Source organism: Halogranum gelatinilyticum (genome assembly GCF_900103715.1).
GTDB lineage: Archaea > Halobacteriota > Halobacteria > Halobacteriales > Haloferacaceae > Halogranum > Halogranum gelatinilyticum.
The window spans coordinates 515,011-534,908 of sequence record NZ_FNHL01000001.1; the positions used below are offsets into that span (position 1 = coordinate 515,011).

At 66.8% G+C, this 19,898-nt stretch carries 21 protein-coding genes; 6 read left to right on the top strand and 15 right to left on the bottom strand.

The features are described 5' to 3' along the window. Positions 1–72: 72 nt before the first annotated feature. Complete coding sequence (locus tag BLR57_RS02630; RefSeq protein ID WP_089693856.1) at positions 73–1,077, bottom strand: PrsW family intramembrane metalloprotease; 1,005 nt, start codon at positions 1,075–1,077, stop codon at positions 73–75. A 126-nt stretch (positions 1,078–1,203) separates the two neighbouring features. Between BLR57_RS02630 and BLR57_RS02635 the strand changes: the two genes are divergently transcribed. Next, positions 1,204–1,578 carry a DUF7532 family protein gene (locus BLR57_RS02635; protein WP_089693858.1) on the top strand — a complete coding sequence of 125 codons (375 nt, stop codon included), beginning with the start codon at positions 1,204–1,206 and terminating at the stop codon, positions 1,576–1,578. Between the two features lie 2 nt (positions 1,579–1,580). After that, complete coding sequence (locus BLR57_RS02640; protein WP_089693859.1) at positions 1,581–2,981, top strand: ribonuclease FAU-1 family protein; 1,401 nt, start codon at positions 1,581–1,583, stop codon at positions 2,979–2,981. 58 nt (positions 2,982–3,039) lie between these two features. Here the strand turns inward: BLR57_RS02640 and BLR57_RS02645 are convergent, their stop codons facing one another. From BLR57_RS02645 to BLR57_RS02665, 5 genes are all read right to left on the bottom strand, one after another. Further along, positions 3,040–3,564, bottom strand: coding sequence for a hypothetical protein (locus BLR57_RS02645; RefSeq protein ID WP_089693861.1), 525 nt, complete (start codon positions 3,562–3,564; stop codon positions 3,040–3,042). A 198-nt stretch (positions 3,565–3,762) separates the two neighbouring features. Next, the gene (locus BLR57_RS02650) at positions 3,763–4,089 is read right to left on the bottom strand and encodes a NifU family protein (protein WP_089693863.1); all 327 of its coding nucleotides are present in this window, start codon (positions 4,087–4,089) and stop codon (positions 3,763–3,765) included. Positions 4,090–4,243: 154 nt separating this feature from the next. Then, the gene (locus BLR57_RS02655; protein ID WP_089693865.1) at positions 4,244–5,704 is read right to left on the bottom strand and encodes an LVIVD repeat-containing protein; all 1,461 of its coding nucleotides are present in this window, start codon (positions 5,702–5,704) and stop codon (positions 4,244–4,246) included. Between the two features lie 78 nt (positions 5,705–5,782). Next, positions 5,783–6,751, bottom strand: a complete 969-nt coding sequence (locus BLR57_RS02660) for an ROK family protein (protein WP_089693867.1) — start codon at positions 6,749–6,751, stop codon at positions 5,783–5,785. Between the two features lie 63 nt (positions 6,752–6,814). Continuing rightward, complete coding sequence (locus BLR57_RS02665; protein WP_089693869.1) at positions 6,815–7,498, bottom strand: TIGR00266 family protein; 684 nt, start codon at positions 7,496–7,498, stop codon at positions 6,815–6,817. A gap of 135 nt (positions 7,499–7,633) precedes the next feature. Between BLR57_RS02665 and BLR57_RS02670 the strand changes: the two genes are divergently transcribed. After that, positions 7,634–8,050: a hypothetical protein gene (locus BLR57_RS02670; RefSeq protein ID WP_089693871.1), complete on the top strand. Its 417-nt coding sequence runs from the start codon at positions 7,634–7,636 to the stop codon at positions 8,048–8,050. Between the two features lie 6 nt (positions 8,051–8,056). Here BLR57_RS02670 and BLR57_RS02675 read toward each other — a convergent pair whose 3' ends face one another. Continuing rightward, positions 8,057–8,515, bottom strand: a complete 459-nt coding sequence (locus BLR57_RS02675) for a universal stress protein (protein WP_089693873.1) — start codon at positions 8,513–8,515, stop codon at positions 8,057–8,059. A 169-nt stretch (positions 8,516–8,684) separates the two neighbouring features. On the opposite strand from BLR57_RS02675, the gene BLR57_RS02680 reads away from it, so the two are divergent. Then, positions 8,685–9,425: an SDR family NAD(P)-dependent oxidoreductase gene (locus tag BLR57_RS02680; RefSeq protein ID WP_089693875.1), complete on the top strand. Its 741-nt coding sequence runs from the start codon at positions 8,685–8,687 to the stop codon at positions 9,423–9,425. A gap of 228 nt (positions 9,426–9,653) precedes the next feature. On the opposite strand, the gene BLR57_RS02685 is transcribed toward BLR57_RS02680, so the two are convergent. Further along, positions 9,654–10,037, bottom strand: a complete 384-nt coding sequence (locus tag BLR57_RS02685) for a DUF5611 family protein (protein ID WP_089693877.1) — start codon at positions 10,035–10,037, stop codon at positions 9,654–9,656. Positions 10,038–10,162: 125 nt separating this feature from the next. After that, a complete protein-coding gene (locus BLR57_RS02690) occupies positions 10,163–11,218 on the bottom strand; it encodes a DUF7093 family protein (protein ID WP_089693879.1) in 1,056 nt (351 codons plus the stop codon). 128 nt (positions 11,219–11,346) lie between these two features. Here BLR57_RS02690 and BLR57_RS02695 point away from each other — a divergent pair, with 128 nt between their 5' ends. Continuing rightward, positions 11,347–11,646 (top strand): DUF6432 family protein, encoded by a 300-nt coding sequence (locus BLR57_RS02695; protein ID WP_089693881.1) that lies wholly within the window; start codon positions 11,347–11,349, stop codon positions 11,644–11,646. A gap of 75 nt (positions 11,647–11,721) precedes the next feature. Then, entirely contained in the window at positions 11,722–12,810 is a 1,089-nt protein-coding gene (gene ygfZ / locus BLR57_RS02700; RefSeq protein WP_089693884.1) for a CAF17-like 4Fe-4S cluster assembly/insertion protein YgfZ, read from the top strand. Positions 12,811–12,912: 102 nt separating this feature from the next. On the opposite strand, the gene BLR57_RS02705 is transcribed toward ygfZ, so the two are convergent. The 6 genes from BLR57_RS02705 to BLR57_RS02730 form a co-directional block, all read right to left on the bottom strand. Next, complete coding sequence (locus BLR57_RS02705) at positions 12,913–13,284, bottom strand: DUF7522 family protein (RefSeq protein ID WP_089693885.1); 372 nt, start codon at positions 13,282–13,284, stop codon at positions 12,913–12,915. 29 nt (positions 13,285–13,313) lie between these two features. Beyond that, positions 13,314–13,964: a hypothetical protein gene (locus BLR57_RS02710; RefSeq protein WP_089693887.1), complete on the bottom strand. Its 651-nt coding sequence runs from the start codon at positions 13,962–13,964 to the stop codon at positions 13,314–13,316. An 85-nt stretch (positions 13,965–14,049) separates the two neighbouring features. After that, positions 14,050–15,135, bottom strand: coding sequence for a geranylgeranyl reductase family protein (locus tag BLR57_RS02715; RefSeq protein WP_089693889.1), 1,086 nt, complete (start codon positions 15,133–15,135; stop codon positions 14,050–14,052). A gap of 206 nt (positions 15,136–15,341) precedes the next feature. Further along, positions 15,342–16,337, bottom strand: a complete 996-nt coding sequence (locus BLR57_RS02720) for a WD40/YVTN/BNR-like repeat-containing protein (RefSeq protein WP_089693891.1) — start codon at positions 16,335–16,337, stop codon at positions 15,342–15,344. 47 nt (positions 16,338–16,384) lie between these two features. Continuing rightward, positions 16,385–19,348 (bottom strand): excinuclease ABC subunit UvrA, encoded by a 2,964-nt coding sequence (uvrA, locus tag BLR57_RS02725; RefSeq protein WP_089693894.1) that lies wholly within the window; start codon positions 19,346–19,348, stop codon positions 16,385–16,387. Positions 19,349–19,479: 131 nt separating this feature from the next. Next, the gene (locus BLR57_RS02730; protein WP_089693895.1) at positions 19,480–19,833 is read right to left on the bottom strand and encodes a cell division protein SepF; all 354 of its coding nucleotides are present in this window, start codon (positions 19,831–19,833) and stop codon (positions 19,480–19,482) included. Between the last annotated feature and the right edge of the window lie 65 nt (positions 19,834–19,898).

Genomic DNA, 19,898 nt, shown 5'->3' on the forward strand with positions numbered 1-19,898 from the left:
GTAGTCCGCGTTGCCGACAACGACGACCACGAAAAACGAGTGCCCTCGACTGTTCTCGACCTCTTCACCGACTCACTCGAACTCGGTCACCTGCGACTTCGCGCGCTTCTCGACGTCGCCGCCGTCGTCGTGCGCCGCCTTGTAGGCGTGGGTGTACCGGCGGATCTTCCGGAGCAGCAGGAAGCCGAAGAAGCCGTCGTAGAGGACGATGAAGACGATGAACGCGACGATGCTCGGCAGGCCCGTGATCGCCGCAATCGCGGCCGAGGCCTCGCTGACGACGGAGTTGTAGGTGGCGTGGATGAAGCCCGCGATGATGAGCCCCTTGATGACGATGGGACCGGCGTTTTCGGGGTTGAACTTCGCGAGACCGAGATAGTAGCCCGCAAAGGCCGAGTAGATGACGTGGCCCGGTCCGGCCAGCGCGCGGACGAAGGCGATGCCGTTGCCCGCGCCGATGAGACTCAGCCCGAAGTCGACGTTGTCGCCGAGCTGCTGGGCGATGTAGAGGGAGTTCTCGATGGTCGCGAAGCCGAGACCGGCCATCGCGCCGTAGACCGCGCCGTCGACGACGGCGTTGAACTTGTCGCTGCGGTAGGCGTAGAGCCGGACGGCGAGGAGCTTCACGGTCTCCTCGACCGGCGCGACGACGACGAAGAAGAACAGCACCGACCCGATGACGGCGATCTCCCGGAAGAAGGGACCGAGCAGGCTGTTGAGGACGGCCGCGAAGTTGGCCGTCAACACGCCGAGGAGGAAGGTCGCGACGAGCAAGGAGAGCGGTTCGCCGGTCGTCGCGTCGCTGTAGTAGACGTAGGCGGCGAGGCCGAGTGCCGGAATCGCCGAGAGCAGTGTGAGCGCGCCGGTCTGGGGGTCCGTCAGCGCCGCCAGCCCGCCGATACCGACGAGGATGAGCAGCGCGAGGAGGACGACGACGAACCGCGCCGACCACGAGAGAAAGCGGTAGAGTGCGACGGCGAGCCCGTCGAGGGAGGTCCGCTCCTCCCACGTCGAGATGTCGTAGAGGTCAGCGCTCCCGTCCGCGGCGTCGTCGACCGGGTCACGTCTGTCTGGCATGGGATTCCGTTCTCGGCGGAGCATCATAACTGCCAGTCACACCTCCGTGCTTACCGGTGGCACAGCGTTTATGTCGTCGTCGGGGTGACGAGGTAGGCTGAAAACCCCGGCAGTCCAAGGGGCTGTATGCACTTCGACCAACGCACGCAGAAGGCGCTGCGAGAGGTCGGTCTCGGCCGCGAGGACCTTCGCAAGGCCTCGAAGCTCGTCACCGAGGCCGTCCAGCGCGACGCCGAACAGCTGGAGGCGTTCTTCGCCGACGGCGGGACCGTCTACTCGGACATGGAGATGGCGCACAGCTCGACCGACGTACAGGAACACGAAGTCGAGTATCTCGACCTGTTCACGCACGGCTCGGACATCCGTGGCTACCTCCGTTTCGACTCCTGGGGCGTCCCCGTCGAGGACGGCCGGATCCTGAACGACGAGACGGTCGAACTCCGACTCGGCCCGACCGTCGACGACCGCGTCCGGTTCGCCCGCAACGCCGACGCGCTATGACGGTGCGTGCACGCGTCCGGGGTATCTACACCACCTCGCTCACCCATCTGCTGCTCGATGCGGGCCACGAGGTCGTCCAGGCCTCCCAGCCCATCCGCGAGCGGTTCGACGCCGACCTCCCGGACGCGGACCACGACGTCGAACTCGCCACCACGGCCGACCGCCAGGGCGTCGGCGTCGAGGGCGACCCCGACGCCGTGGAGACGGTCCTCGACCTGCTTCGCTCGCTCGCTATCGACACGTTCGCGTGGGCCGAGCCCGCACCGACCGGCGCGGTCTTCGACGGCGTCGTCCACGAGACGCTCGGCAGCGGCGCGGTCGTTGACCTCGGCGACGGCGGCGAGGGCTTTCTCCCCTTCCGCAACGCTGCGAACCACATCGGCGACGACGACGTGGTTCGGGTACAGGTCACGGAGTCGGCCCCGCCGTGGGACGACGACCGGCCCGTCCTCGACACCGAGCTGAAGGCCTACGGCGGACTCGCGACGCTCGTGCCCGGCCAAGAAGGAACCCGCGTCGACACTCGCGACGACGCCGCTGGCCGCGAACTGGCCGGGATGACCGACCTGCTGGGAGCAGAGATTCCAGAGGGCTGGGGCGTCCGCTGGTCGCACTCGGCGACCGAGGCGAGCATGGACGCGCTGAACGACGCGCTCGCCCGCGCCGCCACACGCGCCGACGCCATCGACGGTGTCCTCGGGGGCGACATCGGCGACCCGGGACGGCTCGTCGCGCCGACGGAGACCACGTGGGTCTGGTTCGGCCGCGAGTCGCGCTTCGCGCTCGACGACCACCGACGGGAGGTGGAGACGACGATGCCCGGCCACCACCGTATCAAGGCCGCCCACGAGGCCGCCAGTGCCGGTGTCGACTTCGCCGAGGCACTCTGCGACCCGAAGGGGGAGTTCCCCTTCGACGTCGTCACGAAGCAGTTCGGGCCGATGGAAGGCGACACGGTCCGTATCGGCCACGGCAAGCCCGACGGGCGGCTCATCCTGCTCGGCCGCGGCGAGGTCGTCGACTACGACGCCGCCGAGGAGACGATCGCCGTCGAACGGCAGATGTCGCCCGGCGGCAACTACGACGCGCTCGACGTCCCGCGTGAGGCGGGCGACACCGCCCTGACGAAGTTCCGTGAGGGCCGCTGGTGGTATCCCACGGTCTACCGCGACAGCGAGGGCGAACGGAAGGGAACCTACGTCAACATCTGTACGCCTGTCGAGTGCTTCCCGGACACACTGCGGTACGTCGACCTCCACGTCGACGTCATCAAACACGCCGACGGCACGGTCGAACGCGTCGACGACGACGAACTCGACGACGCCGTCGAGGCGGGACAGGTTTCGGAGGAACTGGCGGAGAAGGCGCGGAACGTCGCGACGGCACTCGAACGGGCGTTGTAACACGGACGTTGTAACACGGGCAAGGCCGTTCCGACGACCGGACGCGCTGACGGCCGTTCTACTGGGCGGTCGTGCGCGACTCACAGCTGTTCGAGACGGCGATACCACCGCCGTCGGAAATGCGAATCTCGACTTCATCGAACGCGTTGTTTCCACAGGTCACGGCACCCCACGTGCGGGTCGGTTCGTCACTGTTGGGCTGGGTGACGAGGTAGAGCACCGTCGTGTTCCGCGGGGTCTCCCGGAGGGTGTCGCCGATGCCGGTCTGGGGGTCGAGGACGTAGCTCTGTGTCTCGACACCCGGCCCGGTCGCGGTGAAGCCCGTCGCGTTTCCGAGTGCCTCGGGCGGCACGGAACCGAGACCGCTCACGTTTCGGAACGTCCGGGTCGTGCCGTCGACGCCGGTGATGCGTAGCGTCTCGACGGTCGAGGGGACGACAGCGACAGTCACCTCGTAGGAGACGCTGTCGCTGTTGTCGATCGTGAGGCGGACGTCGGAGGTCGGGTTGTCGGTCGTCGGGGCGGCACAGCCAGCGAGGACGACGAGAAGGGCACAGGAGAACACGAGAAGCGAACGGTGCATTGTGGCACTGATAGTTCAGGTGACAAGAAAAGCCTGTGGGCAGGGCGGTCGGTTGGTGGGAGTAGGGCGGAGACCGTCGCCCGTGTTGTACCGCGAGGCGAGCAGCGTGAGCCTCGCGGGGCGGGTTTTTTGATCGAGCTTTTTTACTAGGGTCGAGGCCGCCGGAGGCGGCCGAGGCCCTACGCTGAAAAAAGGTCGCTAGAAGTGCTCGGCAGACTCGTTGGAGTACTGCAGATCGCCGCCGCGGCCGCCCTCGACGGTGCTGCTGCCGGAGTCGCCCGTGCTGGGGACCTTGACGACGACGTTCTGGACCTCTTCGAAGTCGAGGATGATGTCGCGTTTGATGTTCTGGGCGGTGACGTTGCTGATGCCGCAGCCCGAGCAGGTGCCACCGAGTTCGACGACGACCTCGCCGGTCTCCGGATTCGCCTCGCGGACGACGCTCGTCCCACCGTGCATCTGGATGATGGGCATCTGCCCGACCATCCACTTCTCGATGCGTTCTTGAAGGCTCGTCTCGCTCATTGACTCCCCTTGGAACTGCAGCTATGGGTAAGTTGTGGTTTTCGAGGCCCCTCCCCGGCGAATCCCTCACGAACGACCGTTCTGATACCGCTCGCTCCCAACCACCCCTCACTCCTCGTCGGGTCGTCCGTCATTCGTCGCCCCTGGTCGTCCGTCACTCTTCGTCGGGTCGGTTCCGCGCCAGTCGCCACGCAGCCACGCCGAGTGCCGTCAGCCCGACGCCGACGCCGAAACCGGGCGCGTCGACGTCGCTCGTCCCGTCGGCTGTCGACGAGTTCGCGTCCGTCGTCGACGTGGAGTCTGCGGTCGGCGTCGGCGACGCGGTGATGACGTCGGGGTCGTCGGTCGTCGTCTCGTTGGTCAGTGCGGGTGCGTCGGCCTGGTCGCCCGCGTGGTCGGGGAAGACGTACAGTTCCGCACCCTGTCGACGCGGGACGCCCATGTCGCTGGCGACGAAAGTCTCGCCGGGTACCGCGACTTGGGCAGACCAGAAGCTCGCCGCGGCAGGGTCGCGCCACCACGTCAGCTCGACGGGGTTCGACGGGTCGGAGATGTCGTGGCGTTTGACGCCGCCGCGGTACCACGAGGAGTAGAGACGGTCGCCGTGGAACTCGAAGTTGTGCGCCGTCGTCCACGTCCCGCCGTAGGTCGGTGCGTCGGACGCCGGTGGGTCGATGGTCGCGAGTTCGGCCGGTTCGGTCGGGTCGGCGATGTCGTAGAGGGTGATGCCGCTCGGGCCGCCGACCAGACCGTCCTCTTCCGTGTTCGCGGCCCACGACTCGCGGCCGACGCCGAGCAGCGTCCCGTCGTCGGAGACGGTGACGAAGTGGTCGTTGCCGGGCGGAGTGACGCCTTCGTGTCGGACTTCCCGTGACGTGAGGTCGGCCAGTTCGTCCGGCGGCCGACCGCCGAGGTGGCCGAGATAGCTCGGCTCGGTCGGGTCGCTCACGTCGAGAATCCACGTCCCGGCGTCCCACTCCGCGAGATACGCCCGGCCGTCCTGCACCCAGACGTCGTGGGTGCTCCGGAGCCACGAGTCGACGTCGCTCCAGGCGTCGTCGTACGCCGGCAGCGACCAGCGGCCGACTTCCTCCGGCTCGCCCGAGATGTCGACGACGACGACCGGGTTCTCCCCGCCGTCGTTGCCGGTCAGATAGGCGTAGTCGCCGTCGAGATAGCAGTTGTGGATGGGGTAGTCGGTCTCGTAGAAGGCGACGGTTTCGGGGTTCTCGGGGTCGCTGACGTCTTCGACGAGCATCCCGGCGAGCGCGCCGGGGATGGGGTTCGCCGGGCCGACGACGACGAGCGTGTCGCCGGAGACTTTGACGTCGTAGATGCCGCGGAGGGGACCGGCCTCACGGTCGGCGAGGAGCTTCCGACGCTCGGCGACGACCTCGGGCTGGTCGGCGACGGAGACGTCGACGACGGCGTAGCCGTCGGTCGCGGCGACGAAGACGGTCGTGCCGTCGTCGCCGACGACGGCCTCTTTCGCGCCGTCGACGGCGACGCTGCCGTAAGGGCGGTAGGGACCGGGGTGGGCGGCGGCTCCGACGCTCCCGAGGACGGACGCGCCGAGCGCGCTCGCCCCGAGCCGGAGCACGTCGCGTCTGTGCATACCACGTGGTGGGGCTGGCAACGTGATAAGCGGCGTGGCTCGGTGGACGAATCGGCGGAGACGGCGGGCTGTGCGGCTCTACAGCCGCGACCGGTCGCCCGTTCCACCGGTGAGGGCGCTCGCGACGGCACCCTTCAGGACGACCTCGTCGCCGAGGGTAGTGAGTTGGATCTGGGGGACGTTGATGAAGACCATGTCGTCGATCTTCTCCTTGATCGGTTCGAGGATGAGCTCGGGGTTGTTGGTGGCGACCGCGCCGCCGACGAAGATGATGAGCGGTGCGTACGCCTGGACGATGTTGGCGACGCCCATCGTGTTCCAGTGGGTGACCTGGTCGATGACGTAGTCGGCGAAGTCGTCGTCGCCGGCGTGCTCGAAGACGTCGACCGCGTCGAAGTCGGGGTCCTCGATGGGCATCGCGGTCTCGACGGTGTCCTCGTTGTAGATGTACTCGGCGTAGCGGGGGATGTTGTTGCCGGAGCAGTAGGCTTCCCAGTGGCCGTCGCGGCCACAGCCACAGCGCATCTCGCCGTTCGGGTCGACCGTCATGTGGCCGACCTCACCGGCGTTGCCGTCCCAGCCGGAGAGGACGTTACCGTCGACACAGACGCCCGCGCCGATCCCCGAGGAGATGGTGAGATAGACCATGTCGTCGGGGTTGCGGTCGTTGTAGAACCGCTCGCCGATGACGCCGGCAGCGGTGTCGTTGTGCAGGTAGATGCGGTCGGTGTTCAAGAGCTTCGAGAGCGGACCGGTCAGCGGGATGCGGTCGACGGTGTCTGGCAGGTTCGAGGGGTTCTCGACGACACCTTCGGCGAGGTCGAGCGGACCGATAGAGCCGATTCCGGCCGCGACGGCATCCTCGGGGTCGACGCCCGCGTCGGCGAAGGCCTCGCGGACCACGTCGAGCACCGCCTCCGTGACGGCGATACCGGTCGGACCACGCGGCGTCCTGCGTTTGCTGACACCGAGCGTCTCGGCGTTCTCGTCCGCCACAGCCGCCCGTACGTTCGTCGCCCCCAAATCGACGCCCACGTAGTAGGCCATTGTCTATGTACGCACAGGGACGGCACTTAACTACACGCGTTCTCAGGAGGTCGCCGAGGGGAGCTACTGACCGTTGCTGGTGTCGGTCGGCAGCTGTGGGATGAGCCACGCGAGGAAGGCGTCCTGACTGCGCGACTGCAGCCAAAGCTTCCCCGGTCCGGTGAACTCACAGACCAGCCCCTCGCCGCTGAACAGCGTCGACTTCAGCCCGCCGACGCGCTTGACGTCGAAGCTCGTCGACTCCTCGAAGGCGACGATGTGGCCCGTGTCGACCACGTACTGCTCGTCCGCTTCCAACTCTACCTCGTGGACCGCGCCGTAGCTCGCGAGGAACGTCGGCCCGGTGCCGGTGAGCTTCAGGAGGAACAGCCCTTCGCCGCCGAAGAAGCTGCGGCCGCCGCCGAACTTGGTGTCGAGTTCGACCGTGTCGCCCGCGGCGAGAAACGACCCCGACTGGACGAGCAGCGTCTCGTCTGCGATGTCGTGGCGGACGATGTCGCCCGGCAGCGGTGGGGCAAGCGTGATGTGGCCGGGCTCGCTGGCGGTGTAGGTGTTTTGGAAGAAGCTCTCGCCGCCGAGGACGCTCCGTTTCAGCGATCCCAAGATGCCGCCGCGAGCACTCGTCTCGACGTCGAGACCGGGCGTGTGGCTCACCATCGACCCGGCTTCGGTCGTGAGCCGTTCGTCGGCGTTGAGGTGGACGGTCAGTAGTGCGAAGGAGGGCCGGTAGTCGATTTCGTGCTCCATGGCCCCCGTGACGCACGCGGAGATGTTAACTGCTCGTACGGATCGGCCGTCTGACAGGGAGTCGTCACGGGCTGTCGGTCCCACACCGCCGACACGACGAGAAGGGCTATGCAGCATCGTGTGCTATGTTGACATATGGGGGACCACACCGAGTCGAGCGAACTGACCCACGAGGAGCGCGAGGCGATTCACGAGGTCGAGGTCGGCGTCGAGTGGCTGCTGCGCGCCTACGGCCATCTGCTCGCCTTCCACCACGCCGTCGGCCACGGGATGGACCATCTCGACGAGGCACAGGGGCGACTGTGGGCGGCCGGTCACGAGACGCTCGCCGACCGTATCCGCGACGACATCCTGCCGCGCGGCGTCACGGCCGACGACCGGTGGACCTACAGCGTCGTCGAGGAGTTCCAGGCCTCTTTCCTGACGCCCGTCACGGACTTCGAGGACGAGGCACGCGCGGCTGTCACGGGTGGGAGACAGCACGTCGCCGAGCGGGCCCAGGAGCGCGCGTGGCGCAAGCGAGCCGAGAACGGCGAGCGGATAGAGGAGTGAGTCGGGTTACTTGGTGTCTGCGCGGACGAAGGTCACGGGGCACGGAGCCGAGAGCATGACCTCCTGGGCGACGCTGCCGAAGACGGCCTTGCCGGTCGGCGAGCGCTTGCGGCCGCCGACGAGGACGCGGTCGGCGTCGACTTCCTCCGCGAGGTCGACGATGGCCTTGCCGTGGTCGCCGACGACGCCGCGGACCTCGTAGTCGACGCCAGCCGCGTCGAACAGCTTCGTCAGCTCTCGGATGGTGGAGTGACGGGCGGCGACGTCGTTCGGCGAGACCTCTTCGGCCGTGGTGTCGAACTCCAGTTTGTCGAGGGCGTCCTCGTACTCGTCCTTCGTGAAGACGTGGCCGAGGACGACGGTCGAACCGGCGGGACCGGCGACGTCGATGGTCTCTTCTGCGAGTCGGTCGATGCGGTCTGCGTCGCTCGGGCCGATAGCGACGAGAATCGTGTCTAGTGACATACGACACGATTGACGCTTCGGCCTCTTAACTGTGGCGGGAGATTTACTCACAAGCGAATAAAGATTTGTGAGGTAGCTGTGTTACCACTCGTCGTGAGTGTGTATATCACACCACTTGTACGTTTCCCCGACCCCGAGGGATTTGTCGGGGGCCGTCGATGGAAGAGATATGATAGAGCCAGATCTCTCGGGGCGGACCGTGCTCGTGACCGGTAGCGCGAAGGGCGTCGGCCGGGCACTCGCGCTCGCGACGGCCGAGGCCGGTGCGTCGGTTGCCATCCACTACCACACGAGTGCCGACGCGGCGAGGGAGGCCGCCGAGGAGGCCAGAGAGCGTGGCGCGCCCGAGGCGACGACGGTCCGGGGCAACGTCACCGAACCGGACGCCGTCGACGCCATGTTCGACGCCGTCGAGAAGGACATCGGTCCCGTCGACGTGCTCGTCAACAACGTCGGGGCGTTCGCGCCCGACCACTGGGAGGAGATCGACTTCGAGACGTGGAACACCGTCATCCAGACGAACTTCAACGGCACCTATCTCTGCTCGAAGCGCGCGCTGCCCGCGATGCGCGAGCAGGGCTGGGGTCGCATCGTCAACGTCGGCTACGCAGGAAGCGAGAAGGCACTCGTCTACCCGAAGAACTTCCCCTACTTCGTCGCCAAGACGGGCGTCCTGATGTTCACACGGATGCTCGCGAAGGACACGCAGGACGACGGCATCACGGTCAACGCCGTCTCGCCCTACGTCGTCGAGAATTCCGACGAGTTCCCCGAGGACGCCCCCCGCGGCCGGTGGGCGAAGTTCGACGACCTCGAACAGGCGATGCTCTTCTTCCTCGACGAAGGAAGCGAGTACATCAGCGGCGAGAACATCGAGGTCGACGGCGGCTGGCTCCCCGAGCGGTTGTAGGGGGTCGCGGTGGCTGTCGTCGGTGCGGTGGCGGTGTTGTCGCAGTGCTGTTGTTGTCGCGGTCGCTGTTGCGGTGGCGGTGCAGTCGCAGTGCTGTCACAGTAGGTCGTTGTACCGCGAGCGAGGGCTGAAAGCCCGAGGCTCGCGGCCTTTTTCATCGAGGTTTTTACCGGGGGTTGAGCGAGCGCCTCCGGCGCTCGCGAACCCCCCGGAGAAAAAGGTCGAGTTCTAGTAATCCGGAGCGTCGTCCTCGACGGTTCGCTTCATCGAGTCGCGGCGGGACTTGGCGTCGCGGCCCGTCGCTTCGAGCAGGAACTCGTTTTTCGCGCTGACGGCGTCGGCGGCGTGGTCGGCGAGGCCCTCGGCGATGACTTCCTCGGCGGGGCGTTCCTCGAAGTGGACGGCGAGTTGGTCCTTCTTGCCGCTGTATTTGGCCGCGCCGGCGACGATCTTCGTGAAGACGGGGTTCTTCGGCTCGCCGACGACGAACAGCTCGTGGCCGTTGTACTCTTCGGTGCCCGTGATGGGACCGAAGTAGTCCTCGATACTGCCTTCGAGGTCGGGCATTCGTTCGTCCAGCGTCTCACCGCGGCGCATCTTGTACTCCTTCATGGCAGGCCGTTCGGTAGGGGATGGTTTACCTGTTTCGTCGTCGCCGACGCGTGTTGGCTGTTGTCAGCCGTCGCTACCGGCGTTTATAGGGATTTCACTCAAAAACCTTCTCACTCGACGGTCGGTCACCGCTCGCGTTCGGTGATGTAGCCGTGGTGGCACTCGGGGCAGATGTCGCCCGCCCGCATCGACGACTTGTCGGCCAGACGCGTCATCCCACACTCGGGACAGTAGTATTCGGTCGGGACCTCGCTGGCCTCCTCGCGCGTCAGCGTCTCCGCGCTGGTGATGCCACCCGGGGACCCCGACCCCGAGCCGTTCGACGGCTCCGTGTCGGCGGCGTCGGCGGCGTTGCCGATGAACTCTGCGTCGTAGCCCTCTTCGACGGCCTCGGTGTCGTCGAGTTCAGGGGCGAGCTTGTTGCCGAAGTCGACGTCGACGTCCTCCTCGTCCTCGTCGCTCCCGCCGACCTCGGCGGCGAAGCCCTCGTCCTCGCCCTGCTGGTCCGGCCACGGCGTGTGTTCGGATTCCTGCTCGGTCGCTTCAGTGTCGGTCTCGTCTTCGGCTTCCGCGCCGCCTTCGACCTCTTCGAGCGTCGGCATCCGCTCCTCGTCGCCGCGGCCGACGTCGCTCGAGTCGGGCCACTCGCCGGGCTGTCGCTCCGCTGGCTCCTCCTCGGTGTCGTCGTCGAGGATGACGCCGTCGTCCTCCTCCGCGCTCTGCGGCGGCTCGAACTCCTCGGCTGCCTCCGGCTCGTCGTCGACGCGCGGATGCGTCGGCTCGTCGTCCGCCGCGTCGGCGGTGACAGCGTCGTCCACCGCACCGTCGCTCTCGGCGTCGATCACTTCGCCACCGTCGTCGGCTGCGGTGACGGCGTCGGTCGTGACGGAGCCGTCGGGCGTGTCGGCTGCGACCGACCCCTCTACTGGGTCGGCCGTGGCCGCTCCGCCGACCTCGTCGGCTGCGGTCTCCTCTGTCGTGTCGTCGGTCGCGTCCTCGCCCGCGATGGCCTCCGGAATGGAGGTCACCTCCTTGTTCTCGCTGACGACCTGTGTCTCGCCGCAGCGTGCACACGTCTTGACCGTCCGGAACGTGACGACCATCTCCTCGCCGTTCTCCTCCCGCTCACGCTCGGTCTCGGGTTCACCGAAATCGTGTCCGAGTAAGCACCTGAGTCCCATTGCACGCACATTCCGCCGTCCGAGACTAAAACCTACCCCCTCCGCGTCTGCCGGGCGTCTGACGCCGTCTCCGGGGAATCGGTGGGACCGCCGGTAAGCGTAAAACCGCCGCGCTCGTTGGTGAGGGTATGAGAGCCAAGCGGGAGTATCGAGACCGCGACGACGTCGAGGTCGCGGTCCTCGATGCACTCGTCGACCGAGCGGACGAGGGCATGACCGTCTTCGAGCTCCGCGCGGCCGTCGACGCCGACATCGACACCATCGAGCAGGCGCTCGGTGACCTCAAGACAGACAGTCTCATCAGCGTCGAAGGGGCGAGCCAGCGCGTCCGCATCTATCCCGACGACCGGGTCGTCCCCGACCCCGAGGACCTCGTCGACGACGACGGGAGCTTCCTCGACGCCGTCCGCCAGCGGCTCGGTCTCTGACTCGACGGCTACTGGACCCGCCGCGGCGTCGTCGATGCCTGCAGGTTTTAGGTGTCGCTCGCGTACGGCCAGCCAATGACTGCGATCGGCGACTTCCACGCGGACCACGGCGCGACGTTCGAGGAACGCGGCGGACGAGAGATCGTCCGCGACTACGGCCGCCCGGCAGTCGCGCACAAGGCTGTCCGCAACGGCGTCGGTACCATCGAGATGGGCTATGGCGTCGTCCTCGTCGAGGGCGACGACCGCGTCGAGTTCGTCGACAACGCGGTGACCAACCGCGTCCCCGACGAGGACGGCCGGGGCTGCTACGCGCTCCTCCTCGACCCGCAGGGCCGCACCGAGACGGATCTGTACGTCTACAACGCCGGTGAGCGACTCCTCCTCTTTACGCCCCCGGCACAGGCCGAACCGCTCGTCGACGACTGGCGCGAGAAGGTGTTCATCCAGGACGTCGAGATCCGCGACGCCACCGAGGACTTCGCGGTCTTCGGCGTCCACGGTCCCCAGTCGACCGAGAAGGTCGCGAGCGTCCTCAACCACGCGGGGGCACCCGAGCCGCATCTCTCCTTCGTCCGCGGCTCCATCGCCGACGTCGGCGTCACCGTCGTCGCGAGCGACGCGCTCGTCGGCGAGGAGGGCTACGAGATCATCTGCGCAGCTGACGAGGCCGCAGACCTCTTCGACGCGCTCTTGACCTACGGCAACGCCTCGGCTCCCTTCGGCTACGCGACCTGGGAGTCGCTGACGCTCGAAGCCGGGACGCCGCTGTTCGAGACGGAGCTGTCGGGGCGGCTGCCGAACGTCCTCGGACTCCGGAACGCCCTCGACTTCGAGAAGGGCTGTTACGTCGGCCAGGAGGTCGTCTCCAAGGTCGAGAACCGCGGCCAGCCGAGCCAACGACTCGTCGGTCTCACGGCCGAGGAACTGCCCGCGGCCGGAGCGGCCGTCTTCTCCGGCGACGAACACGTCGGCGACGTGACGCGGGCGGTCGAGAGTCCGTCACTCGGCGAGCCAGCCGCGTTCGCGCTCGTCGACTTCGGTCTCGACGCCGCAGCCGACCTGACGGTCCGGGTCGACGGCGACGAGCGTGCCGCCGACCGCGTCGAGCTGCCGTTCGTCGAGGGGAGCGACCGCTCGGACCGGCTACCAGCCTACCGCTGAGAACTGCGTCGTGAAGGCGTCTCGCCGTCCGTCTCGGGCTGCCCGGCGTGCCCGACGGACGGCTGTCGTCCGCACGCTGTCGGTTCAGTCGTCCGCGTAGGTTCAGTCGTCCGCGTAGTCGAGACAGATGTCGACGAGTTCGACGACATCGGTCATGGCGTCCATCTCGATGCCGAACCCGAAGCCAGTCGTCTCGCCGGTCGGGACGTGGAGGGCTGCACCGCCTTCGAACAGCCGGATCGTCGCACGGAGTTCGCCGAAGTCGTAGAGGAGGTTCTCCTGGTGCTCACTGGAGATGTGCTCCAGATACATGTCGTGGGCGATGTCGCTGAGTTTCTCCTGGGGATACCGTGTCGCGAAGTTCTCACTGATATACAGCACTTCGTACTCGTCGGCGTCGTACCGGCCGACACCCAACAGTGACTTGCCTGCGGTTGCCCGGAGCCGCTCGACCATCTCGTCGTAGTCGGTCATATGGAGGCGTACGGGAACGCCTACTATATTTATGGTGGGACGGGGACACCGTCGAGCCGCGTCTGTTCTTCGTGGGCCGAGAGGACGTACTCGAAGTAGGGTGTCATCGTCGCCGTCGCCTGTTCCCAGTGGGTCGCCGTGTGCATATCGTGTAGTTCGACGCCGAGGGCGTAGCGGGTCGCTTCGGGACCGAAACCGGACTCGCCGTCGCTCGGCTTGTCGGGATAGGAGGGCTGACAGAGTGCCGCACGGAGTTCGTAGGTCTGTGCGGCCATCATCGGCGTCCAGTAGTCACCGCCGACCTTGTGCCGTCGCCAGGCTTCGGTGCTCTTGGAGGCGTAGCGGCGGTCGATGTCGAACGCCTCGGCCCGCTCGGCGAACGCCGACTCGACGGGACACCAGTCGGCCGTGTCCAGTGCCGCGGTTCTGAGGCTGCCGTCCTCGTCGGTGTACTCGGCCTCGATGGCGTCTTTGGCCCACAGTGCGTCGACGTAGGCGACCGCTCCTCTCCGGGCGGTCTCGTCGTCGAGGTGAGCGAACTGCCTGCGGTCGACTTCGAAGAAGGCGTCGACTGCCCGCTCGTACTCACGGTTGTCGTGGGCACGGAACCCCGCACAGAGCTGCGTAGCCATGTACTCGGCCGCTTCGGTAAAGCGGCGACGACTCCACTCGCCGGTCATCGACTGTTGATGAGAGGGTGAGCAAGATAATCTTAGCGGTAGACGCGATGCAAATTGATTCCCAACCGACACGTCCGGGGGCGGGTCAGGAACGGGACAGCAACGCCCGGAGCTGCTCGCGCGAGAAGAACGACGACGGCCGGTCCATGTGGACGCCGATCTCTCCCGAGAGGGCACGCAGCCCGGCGCGCTGGACGGGTTCGGGCAGCGAGTACGCCCGCCGGATCAGGTGGCCGAGACGGATCTCCCGCGAGAGTTCCGAGCGCCACGCCCGCTCGTAGTCGGCGAGCGTCCGCGGGCGGTCGGGGTCGACGGCGTCGACGGCGCGGTCGGCAGCGGTCATCCCGTACAGGATGCCGCCGCCGGTGAAGGGCTTGGTCTGTGCGGCGGCGTCGCCGAGGAGGAAGACCCGCCGGGTCGTCACCGACGCGGGCGGGCCGATGGGGATGGCACCCGAACAGAAGTGGTCGGTCTCGACGTCGTACGCTGCGGTCAGTTCGTCGAACAGTTCGTTGACCTCCTTGCCCGGCGGCGCGGCGAGACCGTACTCGACACCCGCGTCGCCACGGGGGATACGCCACGCGAAGAAGCGCGGAGCCGTGAGGTGGACGTCGACGTAGTCGCCGAAGTCCGACTCGTCGGTGAACGCGAGGACGCCGTGGAGCTTCTCGGCCGGTTCCGGCAGCCCGACCTCACGGCGGACCCGCGAGATGGGGCCGTCGCTCCCGGCGACCATCTTCGCTTCGAATTCTTGTGTCTCGCCGCCGACGCTCGCCGTCACGGTGACGCTGTGTGACTGCTCTTCGACACCGGTGACGGTGTGGCCTTCGCGGACGTCGGAACCCGCGTCGCGGGCCGCGTCGGCGAGGGTTCGGTCCAACTCGACGCGGTCGATGACGTTCGAGATCTCCTCGGACCTGTAGAAGCGGTGGGCGTCGCTCTCGGGCCCGCCGACGTGGAAGTTCGCCCCGTAGACGCGGTTCTGGAGGAGGCGGTTCTTCGCATCGTCGGGGACGAAGTCCCAGATGTCGGTGCTGACGTGGCCGGAGCAGGCCAGTGGCGTCCCAACCTCGCCCTTCTCCAAGGCGAGGACGTCGTATCCGGCCTCGGCGGCGCGGCGGGCGAAGCGTGCGCCAGCGGGACCAACGCCGACCACGACGAAGTCGTACATACCGACCTCTGGTGGCCGCCGAGGCAAATACCTTCCCGGTTCGCCCGAACGGACGGTCCGAGGGTTCAAACGCGAGGACGGGACCACCGAGGGTATGGCCTGACGCTGACCGCGACGTGCCCCGCGGGAGTACGGCACTCCATGTCGCGGCGACCTTCCGTGCCGTCTGTTCGCTCTGTTCGCCCGTTTCGACGCTCACTCGGCTCTCACTCGACGGCAGCCAACGCTCTGACCGTCGACGTCTCGAACGACTCCGGCCAGTCGACGGCGAGCCGTCGCCACGAGTCGCCCGAATCGGCCGAGTGGAACAGCCCTCGGTTGTTGGCGGCGTAGCACTCACCACCGTCGCCGGCGACGAGCACCGCGCGAGTCACGCCTTCACCCATCGGCAGCCCACGGCCGTCGAGCCGTTCCCAGCCTTCCCCCTCGCGCTTCCGGTAGACGTAGGTGTCCGCTCGCGAGGCGGTGTGTGCCGAGTAGGCACCCGACGCCGACGAGACGAGCACGGTTTCGGGGTTGACGAGGGCGACGCTCCAGCAGTAGCGGTGGCGCAACCCCTCTTGTGGATAGTCCCACGTCTCGCCGCCGTCCGTCGTCTCCGCGTAGCCGTCGCCAGCGGCCGTCCACGCCCGCCCCGGAGCATCGGGATGCGTCGCCATGCTGTGTGTGTCGATGCGCGCGGCGTCGACGCGGTCCTCCCACGTCTCGCCCCGGTCGTGGGTCTGGACGAGCGCGCCGGCCTCGATGGCGACGTAGAGATGTGCCGGGTCGGCGGGGTCGACCTCCAGCCAGCGGACGTGGTGCGTCTCCGGCCGTGGCGGGAACGCCCAGTTCTTCGAGGAGGAGAGGTCGGTCAGCCCCGATTTTTCGGTCCACGTTTCCCCGCCGTCCGTGGAGCGGTAGACCGCGCTCGGTTCCGTGCCGGCCCACAGTTCGTCAGGGTCGTCAGGGTTCACGGCGAGGGCAGTGACCGCATCGCTGTCGACGACACGCTCGCCGACACCGTCCCACGTCTCGCCGCCGTCGACACTGCGGAGAATCCCCGAGCCGAACGTCCCACAGAGCAGTCGTTCGGGGCGGTCGGGATGGACAGCGAGACACTCCAGTTCGTGTTCGGCGAGGCGTGTCGTTGTCTGCCAGTCCTCGGGACCGCCGCTGGCGACGAGGAGGGTATCACGCATTGCCACGTAGAGTGTTACCATGGCTAACGATAAGGCGAGACTGCGTGAAAAGCCACCGGCGAGGCGGTTCAGTCGTCGTCGCTGATCGGCTTGGCGGGTTTCCGACGGTCCGAGCGCGGCCCCTCCTTGTCGATGTCGGGGAGCATATCGCGCAGATAGCGGCCGGTGTGGCTCTCGTCGGTGCGGGCGACCTCCTCGGGTGTGCCCATCGCGACGACTTCGCCGCCGTTCTCGCCGCCCTCGGGACCGAGGTCGACGACGTTGTCCGCGTTCTTCACGAGGTCGAGTTCGTGCTCGACGACGACGATGGTGTTGCCGTTGTCCGTCAGCCGCTGGAGGACGTCGATGAGCTTGCGCTCGTCCTCCTTGTGGAGGCCGGTCGTCGGCTCGTCGAGGAGATAGAGCGTCTCGCCGGTCTGTCGCTTTCCGAGTTCCTCGGAGAGCTTGATGCGCTGAGCCTCACCACCCGATAGGGTGGTCGACGGCTGGCCGAGCGACATATAGCCGAGACCGACGTCCTTCAGCAGTTTGAGGCGACGGCGGATCTGGGAGTTGGCCTCGAAGAACTCGTAGGCCTCGTCGACTTCCATATCCAGCACGTCGGCGATGGTCGCGCCCTTGTAGGTGACGTCGAGCGTCTCGTCGTTGTAGCGCGCGCCGCCACACTCCTCACACGGGACGTAGACGTCCGAGAGGAAGTTCATCTCGATCTTCACAGTCCCTTGCCCGCCACACTCCTCACAGCGGCCGCCCTTGACGTTGAACGAGAAGCGGCCCTTCTCGTAGCCGCGTTGTTTGGCGAGCTTCGTCTCGGCGAACATCTCGCGGATGTGGTCGAAGACGCCGGTGTAGGTCGCCGGGTTCGACCGGGGCGTCCGGCCGATGGGCGACTGGTCGATGAGCCGGACCGTCTCGATTCCCTCCAGCCCCTCGATGGCGTCGTGCTCGCCGGGGTCGACGCTCGTGTTGTTGTTCATCTTCCGGGCGAGGCCCTTGTAGAGGATGTCGTGCATCAGCGTCGACTTCCCCGAGCCGGAGACGCCGGTGATGGCCGTGAACTGGCCGATGGGGATGGGCACGTCGAGGTCCTTCAGATTGTGCTGGCGTGCGCCCTCGATGACGAGTTCACTGTCCGACTCGCGGCGCTCCTCGGGGACGGGAATTTTCCTGCGACCCGAGAGATAGTCGCCGGTGATGGAGTTCTCCGCGGCACAGATATCGTCGAAGTCACCCTGCGCGACGATCTCGCCGCCGCGCTTGCCCGGCCCCGGTCCCATGTCGATGACGTTGTCCGCCCGACGCATCGTCTCCTCGTCGTGTTCGACGACGATGAGCGTGTTGCCGAGGTCGCGCAGCCCTTCCAGCGTGTTGAGCAGGCGGTCGTTGTCCCGCTGGTGGAGGCCAATCGACGGTTCGTCGAGGACGTAGAGGACGCCGACGAGCCCCGAGCCGACCTGCGTGGCGAGCCGGATTCGCTGGCTCTCGCCGCCCGAGAGCGTCGAGGCCTCGCGGTCGAGCGTCAGGTATTCGAGACCGACCTCGGTCATGAAGCCGAGGCGGGCGCGAATCTCCTTCAGAATCTCCTCGGTGATGGTCCGCTCACGTTCAGTGAGGTCCGCTTCCATCGACTCGAAGTGTTCGAGCGCGTCACCGATGCTGAGGCGGTTGACCTCGGTGATGGCCGTGCCGTCGACGAGCACCGACCGCGACTGCGGCTTGAGGCGCGTGCCGTCACAGGCCGGACAGGTCGTTACGGCCATGTAGTCCTCGATGTGCTCGCGGGTGCCCTTCGACTCCGTCTCGACGTAGCGGCGTTCGAGGTTCGGGATGACGCCCTCGAAGCGCTTCTCCTTGCGGCGGGTGCCGTTCTTCGTCTGTCGCTGGAAGACGACCTGTCGGTCCGTGCCGTAGAGGAACTGTCGCTGGACGTCGTCGTCGATGTCTTCCCACGCGGTGTCGACGCTGACACCGAAGTGCTCGGCGACGGAGTCGATGCGGGTCCGGTAGTACGACCGCTTGTAGCTCCACGGTTCGAAGACGTGCTTCAGCGGCTGGGAGGGGTCCGTGACGACGAGGTCCTCGTCGACCTCCTTCGCCTCGCCGATGCCCTCACACTCGGGACAGGCACCGTGCGGCGAGTTGAACGAGAACGAGCGCGTCTCGATCTCGGAGAAGTCGATACCACAGTGGGTGCAGGCGAGTTCCTCGGAGAACTCGACGACGAGTCTGTCCTCGCCGTCTGCGCCCGCGAGGTCACCCGTCGCGCGGGCGGTCGAGCCACCGAGTGCATCGGCGGCCTCTTCGCTCGCGTCGGGGACGATGACCTTCAGAATCCCGCCGGCGCGGTCGAGTGCTGTCTCCACGCTGTCAGTGATGCGCGAGCGGGCCTCCTCGTCGACGCTGATGCGGTCGACGATGACGTCGATAGTGTGGTCGTAGTTCTCGTCGAGTTCGGGCCGATCGAGAGTGAGGTCGTACTGCTCGCCGTCGACCTCGACGCGCGAGTAGCCGTCGGAGACGAGGTCGTCGAAGAGGTCCTCGAACGCACCCTTCTGGTCGCGGACGACGGGTGCGGCGAGCTTCGCCTTCGTCCCCTCGGGGAGCTTGAAGACGCGCCGCACCATCTGCTGGGCACTCTGCTCGCCGACCTCGCGACCGCACTCCGGACAGTGCGGCGTGCCGACGCGGGCGTAGAGCAGTCGGAGATAGTCGTGGAGTTCCGTGACCGTCCCGACCGTCGAGCGGGGGTTGTTGGCGGCGTTCTTCTGGTCGATGGAGATGGCGGGCGACAGTCCCTCCACCGACTCGACCTGTGGCTTGTCCATCTGGCCGAGGAAGTTGCGGGCGTAGGCACTCAGTGACTCGATGTAGCGGCGCTGTCCCTCGGCGTAGATGGTCTCGAACGCGAGCGACGACTTACCCGACCCCGACAGGCCGGTCACGACCGTGAACTGCTCGCGCGGGATGGAGACGTCGAGGTCCTTGAGGTTGTGTTCCTCCGCACCTCGAACCTCGATAAAGTCCTTGCTCATCTGGAAGTCAGGTAAGGAGAGGAACCCTGAATACCCGTCGGTTCGCGAAGGTGGTGACTCGCCGAGCGTTGGGTACAGCGATAGAAGCGAGGACGGAGAAGCGCGTCGAACTCCTAAGAGAGACGGCGGCCTCAGCTGAGCTTCTGTCGCGAGATGTTGACGCCGGTCGGCGTCACGATGAGCTGGTCGTCGCCCTTCTGGACGATGTCGCCGTCGACCTCGCGGGCGACCTGCTGGAGTTCGTCGATGATGTGTTCGACCGTGCGGTCCTGCGTCCGCAGCCGCGTGATGTCCGCGATGACGAAGTCACCGTCGTAGACGGCGTCCTTGATGGCGACGACGTCCTGCTGTCCGCTGATCTCGGCGATATGAACCGTCATCCCCGCCTCACCCCGAGCGGTGTCGAAGTCGTCGAGGTCCAGTTCGACGTAGTCCTCGGTAGAGTGTGTCGCGCCCCCACCGATGAGCCTGTTCATAATTCCCATGAGATGTACAATCGTCGTCGGGCCATTAGTTCTTACGTCAGACGGTAGGCTGACAGCGACCGTCG

Coding starts and splice junctions, on each gene's coding strand:
- BLR57_RS02630 (WP_089693856.1), bottom strand. CDS start 1,077: ATGCCAGACAGACGTGACCCGGTCGACGACGCCGCGGACGGGAGCGCT.
- BLR57_RS02635 (WP_089693858.1), top strand. CDS start 1,204: ATGCACTTCGACCAACGCACGCAGAAGGCGCTGCGAGAGGTCGGTCTC.
- BLR57_RS02645 (WP_089693861.1), bottom strand. CDS start 3,564: ATGCACCGTTCGCTTCTCGTGTTCTCCTGTGCCCTTCTCGTCGTCCTC.
- BLR57_RS02650 (WP_089693863.1), bottom strand. CDS start 4,089: ATGAGCGAGACGAGCCTTCAAGAACGCATCGAGAAGTGGATGGTCGGG.
- BLR57_RS02655 (WP_089693865.1), bottom strand. CDS start 5,704: ATGCACAGACGCGACGTGCTCCGGCTCGGGGCGAGCGCGCTCGGCGCG.
- BLR57_RS02660 (WP_089693867.1), bottom strand. CDS start 6,751: ATGGCCTACTACGTGGGCGTCGATTTGGGGGCGACGAACGTACGGGCG.
- BLR57_RS02665 (WP_089693869.1), bottom strand. CDS start 7,498: ATGGAGCACGAAATCGACTACCGGCCCTCCTTCGCACTACTGACCGTC.
- BLR57_RS02670 (WP_089693871.1), top strand. CDS start 7,634: ATGGGGGACCACACCGAGTCGAGCGAACTGACCCACGAGGAGCGCGAG.
- BLR57_RS02675 (WP_089693873.1), bottom strand. CDS start 8,515: ATGTCACTAGACACGATTCTCGTCGCTATCGGCCCGAGCGACGCAGAC.
- BLR57_RS02680 (WP_089693875.1), top strand. CDS start 8,685: ATGATAGAGCCAGATCTCTCGGGGCGGACCGTGCTCGTGACCGGTAGC.
- BLR57_RS02685 (WP_089693877.1), bottom strand. CDS start 10,037: ATGAAGGAGTACAAGATGCGCCGCGGTGAGACGCTGGACGAACGAATG.
- BLR57_RS02690 (WP_089693879.1), bottom strand. CDS start 11,218: ATGGGACTCAGGTGCTTACTCGGACACGATTTCGGTGAACCCGAGACC.
- BLR57_RS02695 (WP_089693881.1), top strand. CDS start 11,347: ATGAGAGCCAAGCGGGAGTATCGAGACCGCGACGACGTCGAGGTCGCG.
- ygfZ (WP_089693884.1), top strand. CDS start 11,722: ATGACTGCGATCGGCGACTTCCACGCGGACCACGGCGCGACGTTCGAG.
- BLR57_RS02705 (WP_089693885.1), bottom strand. CDS start 13,284: ATGACCGACTACGACGAGATGGTCGAGCGGCTCCGGGCAACCGCAGGC.
- BLR57_RS02710 (WP_089693887.1), bottom strand. CDS start 13,964: ATGACCGGCGAGTGGAGTCGTCGCCGCTTTACCGAAGCGGCCGAGTAC.
- BLR57_RS02715 (WP_089693889.1), bottom strand. CDS start 15,135: ATGTACGACTTCGTCGTGGTCGGCGTTGGTCCCGCTGGCGCACGCTTC.
- BLR57_RS02720 (WP_089693891.1), bottom strand. CDS start 16,337: ATGGTAACACTCTACGTGGCAATGCGTGATACCCTCCTCGTCGCCAGC.
- uvrA (WP_089693894.1), bottom strand. CDS start 19,348: ATGAGCAAGGACTTTATCGAGGTTCGAGGTGCGGAGGAACACAACCTC.
- BLR57_RS02730 (WP_089693895.1), bottom strand. CDS start 19,833: ATGGGAATTATGAACAGGCTCATCGGTGGGGGCGCGACACACTCTACC.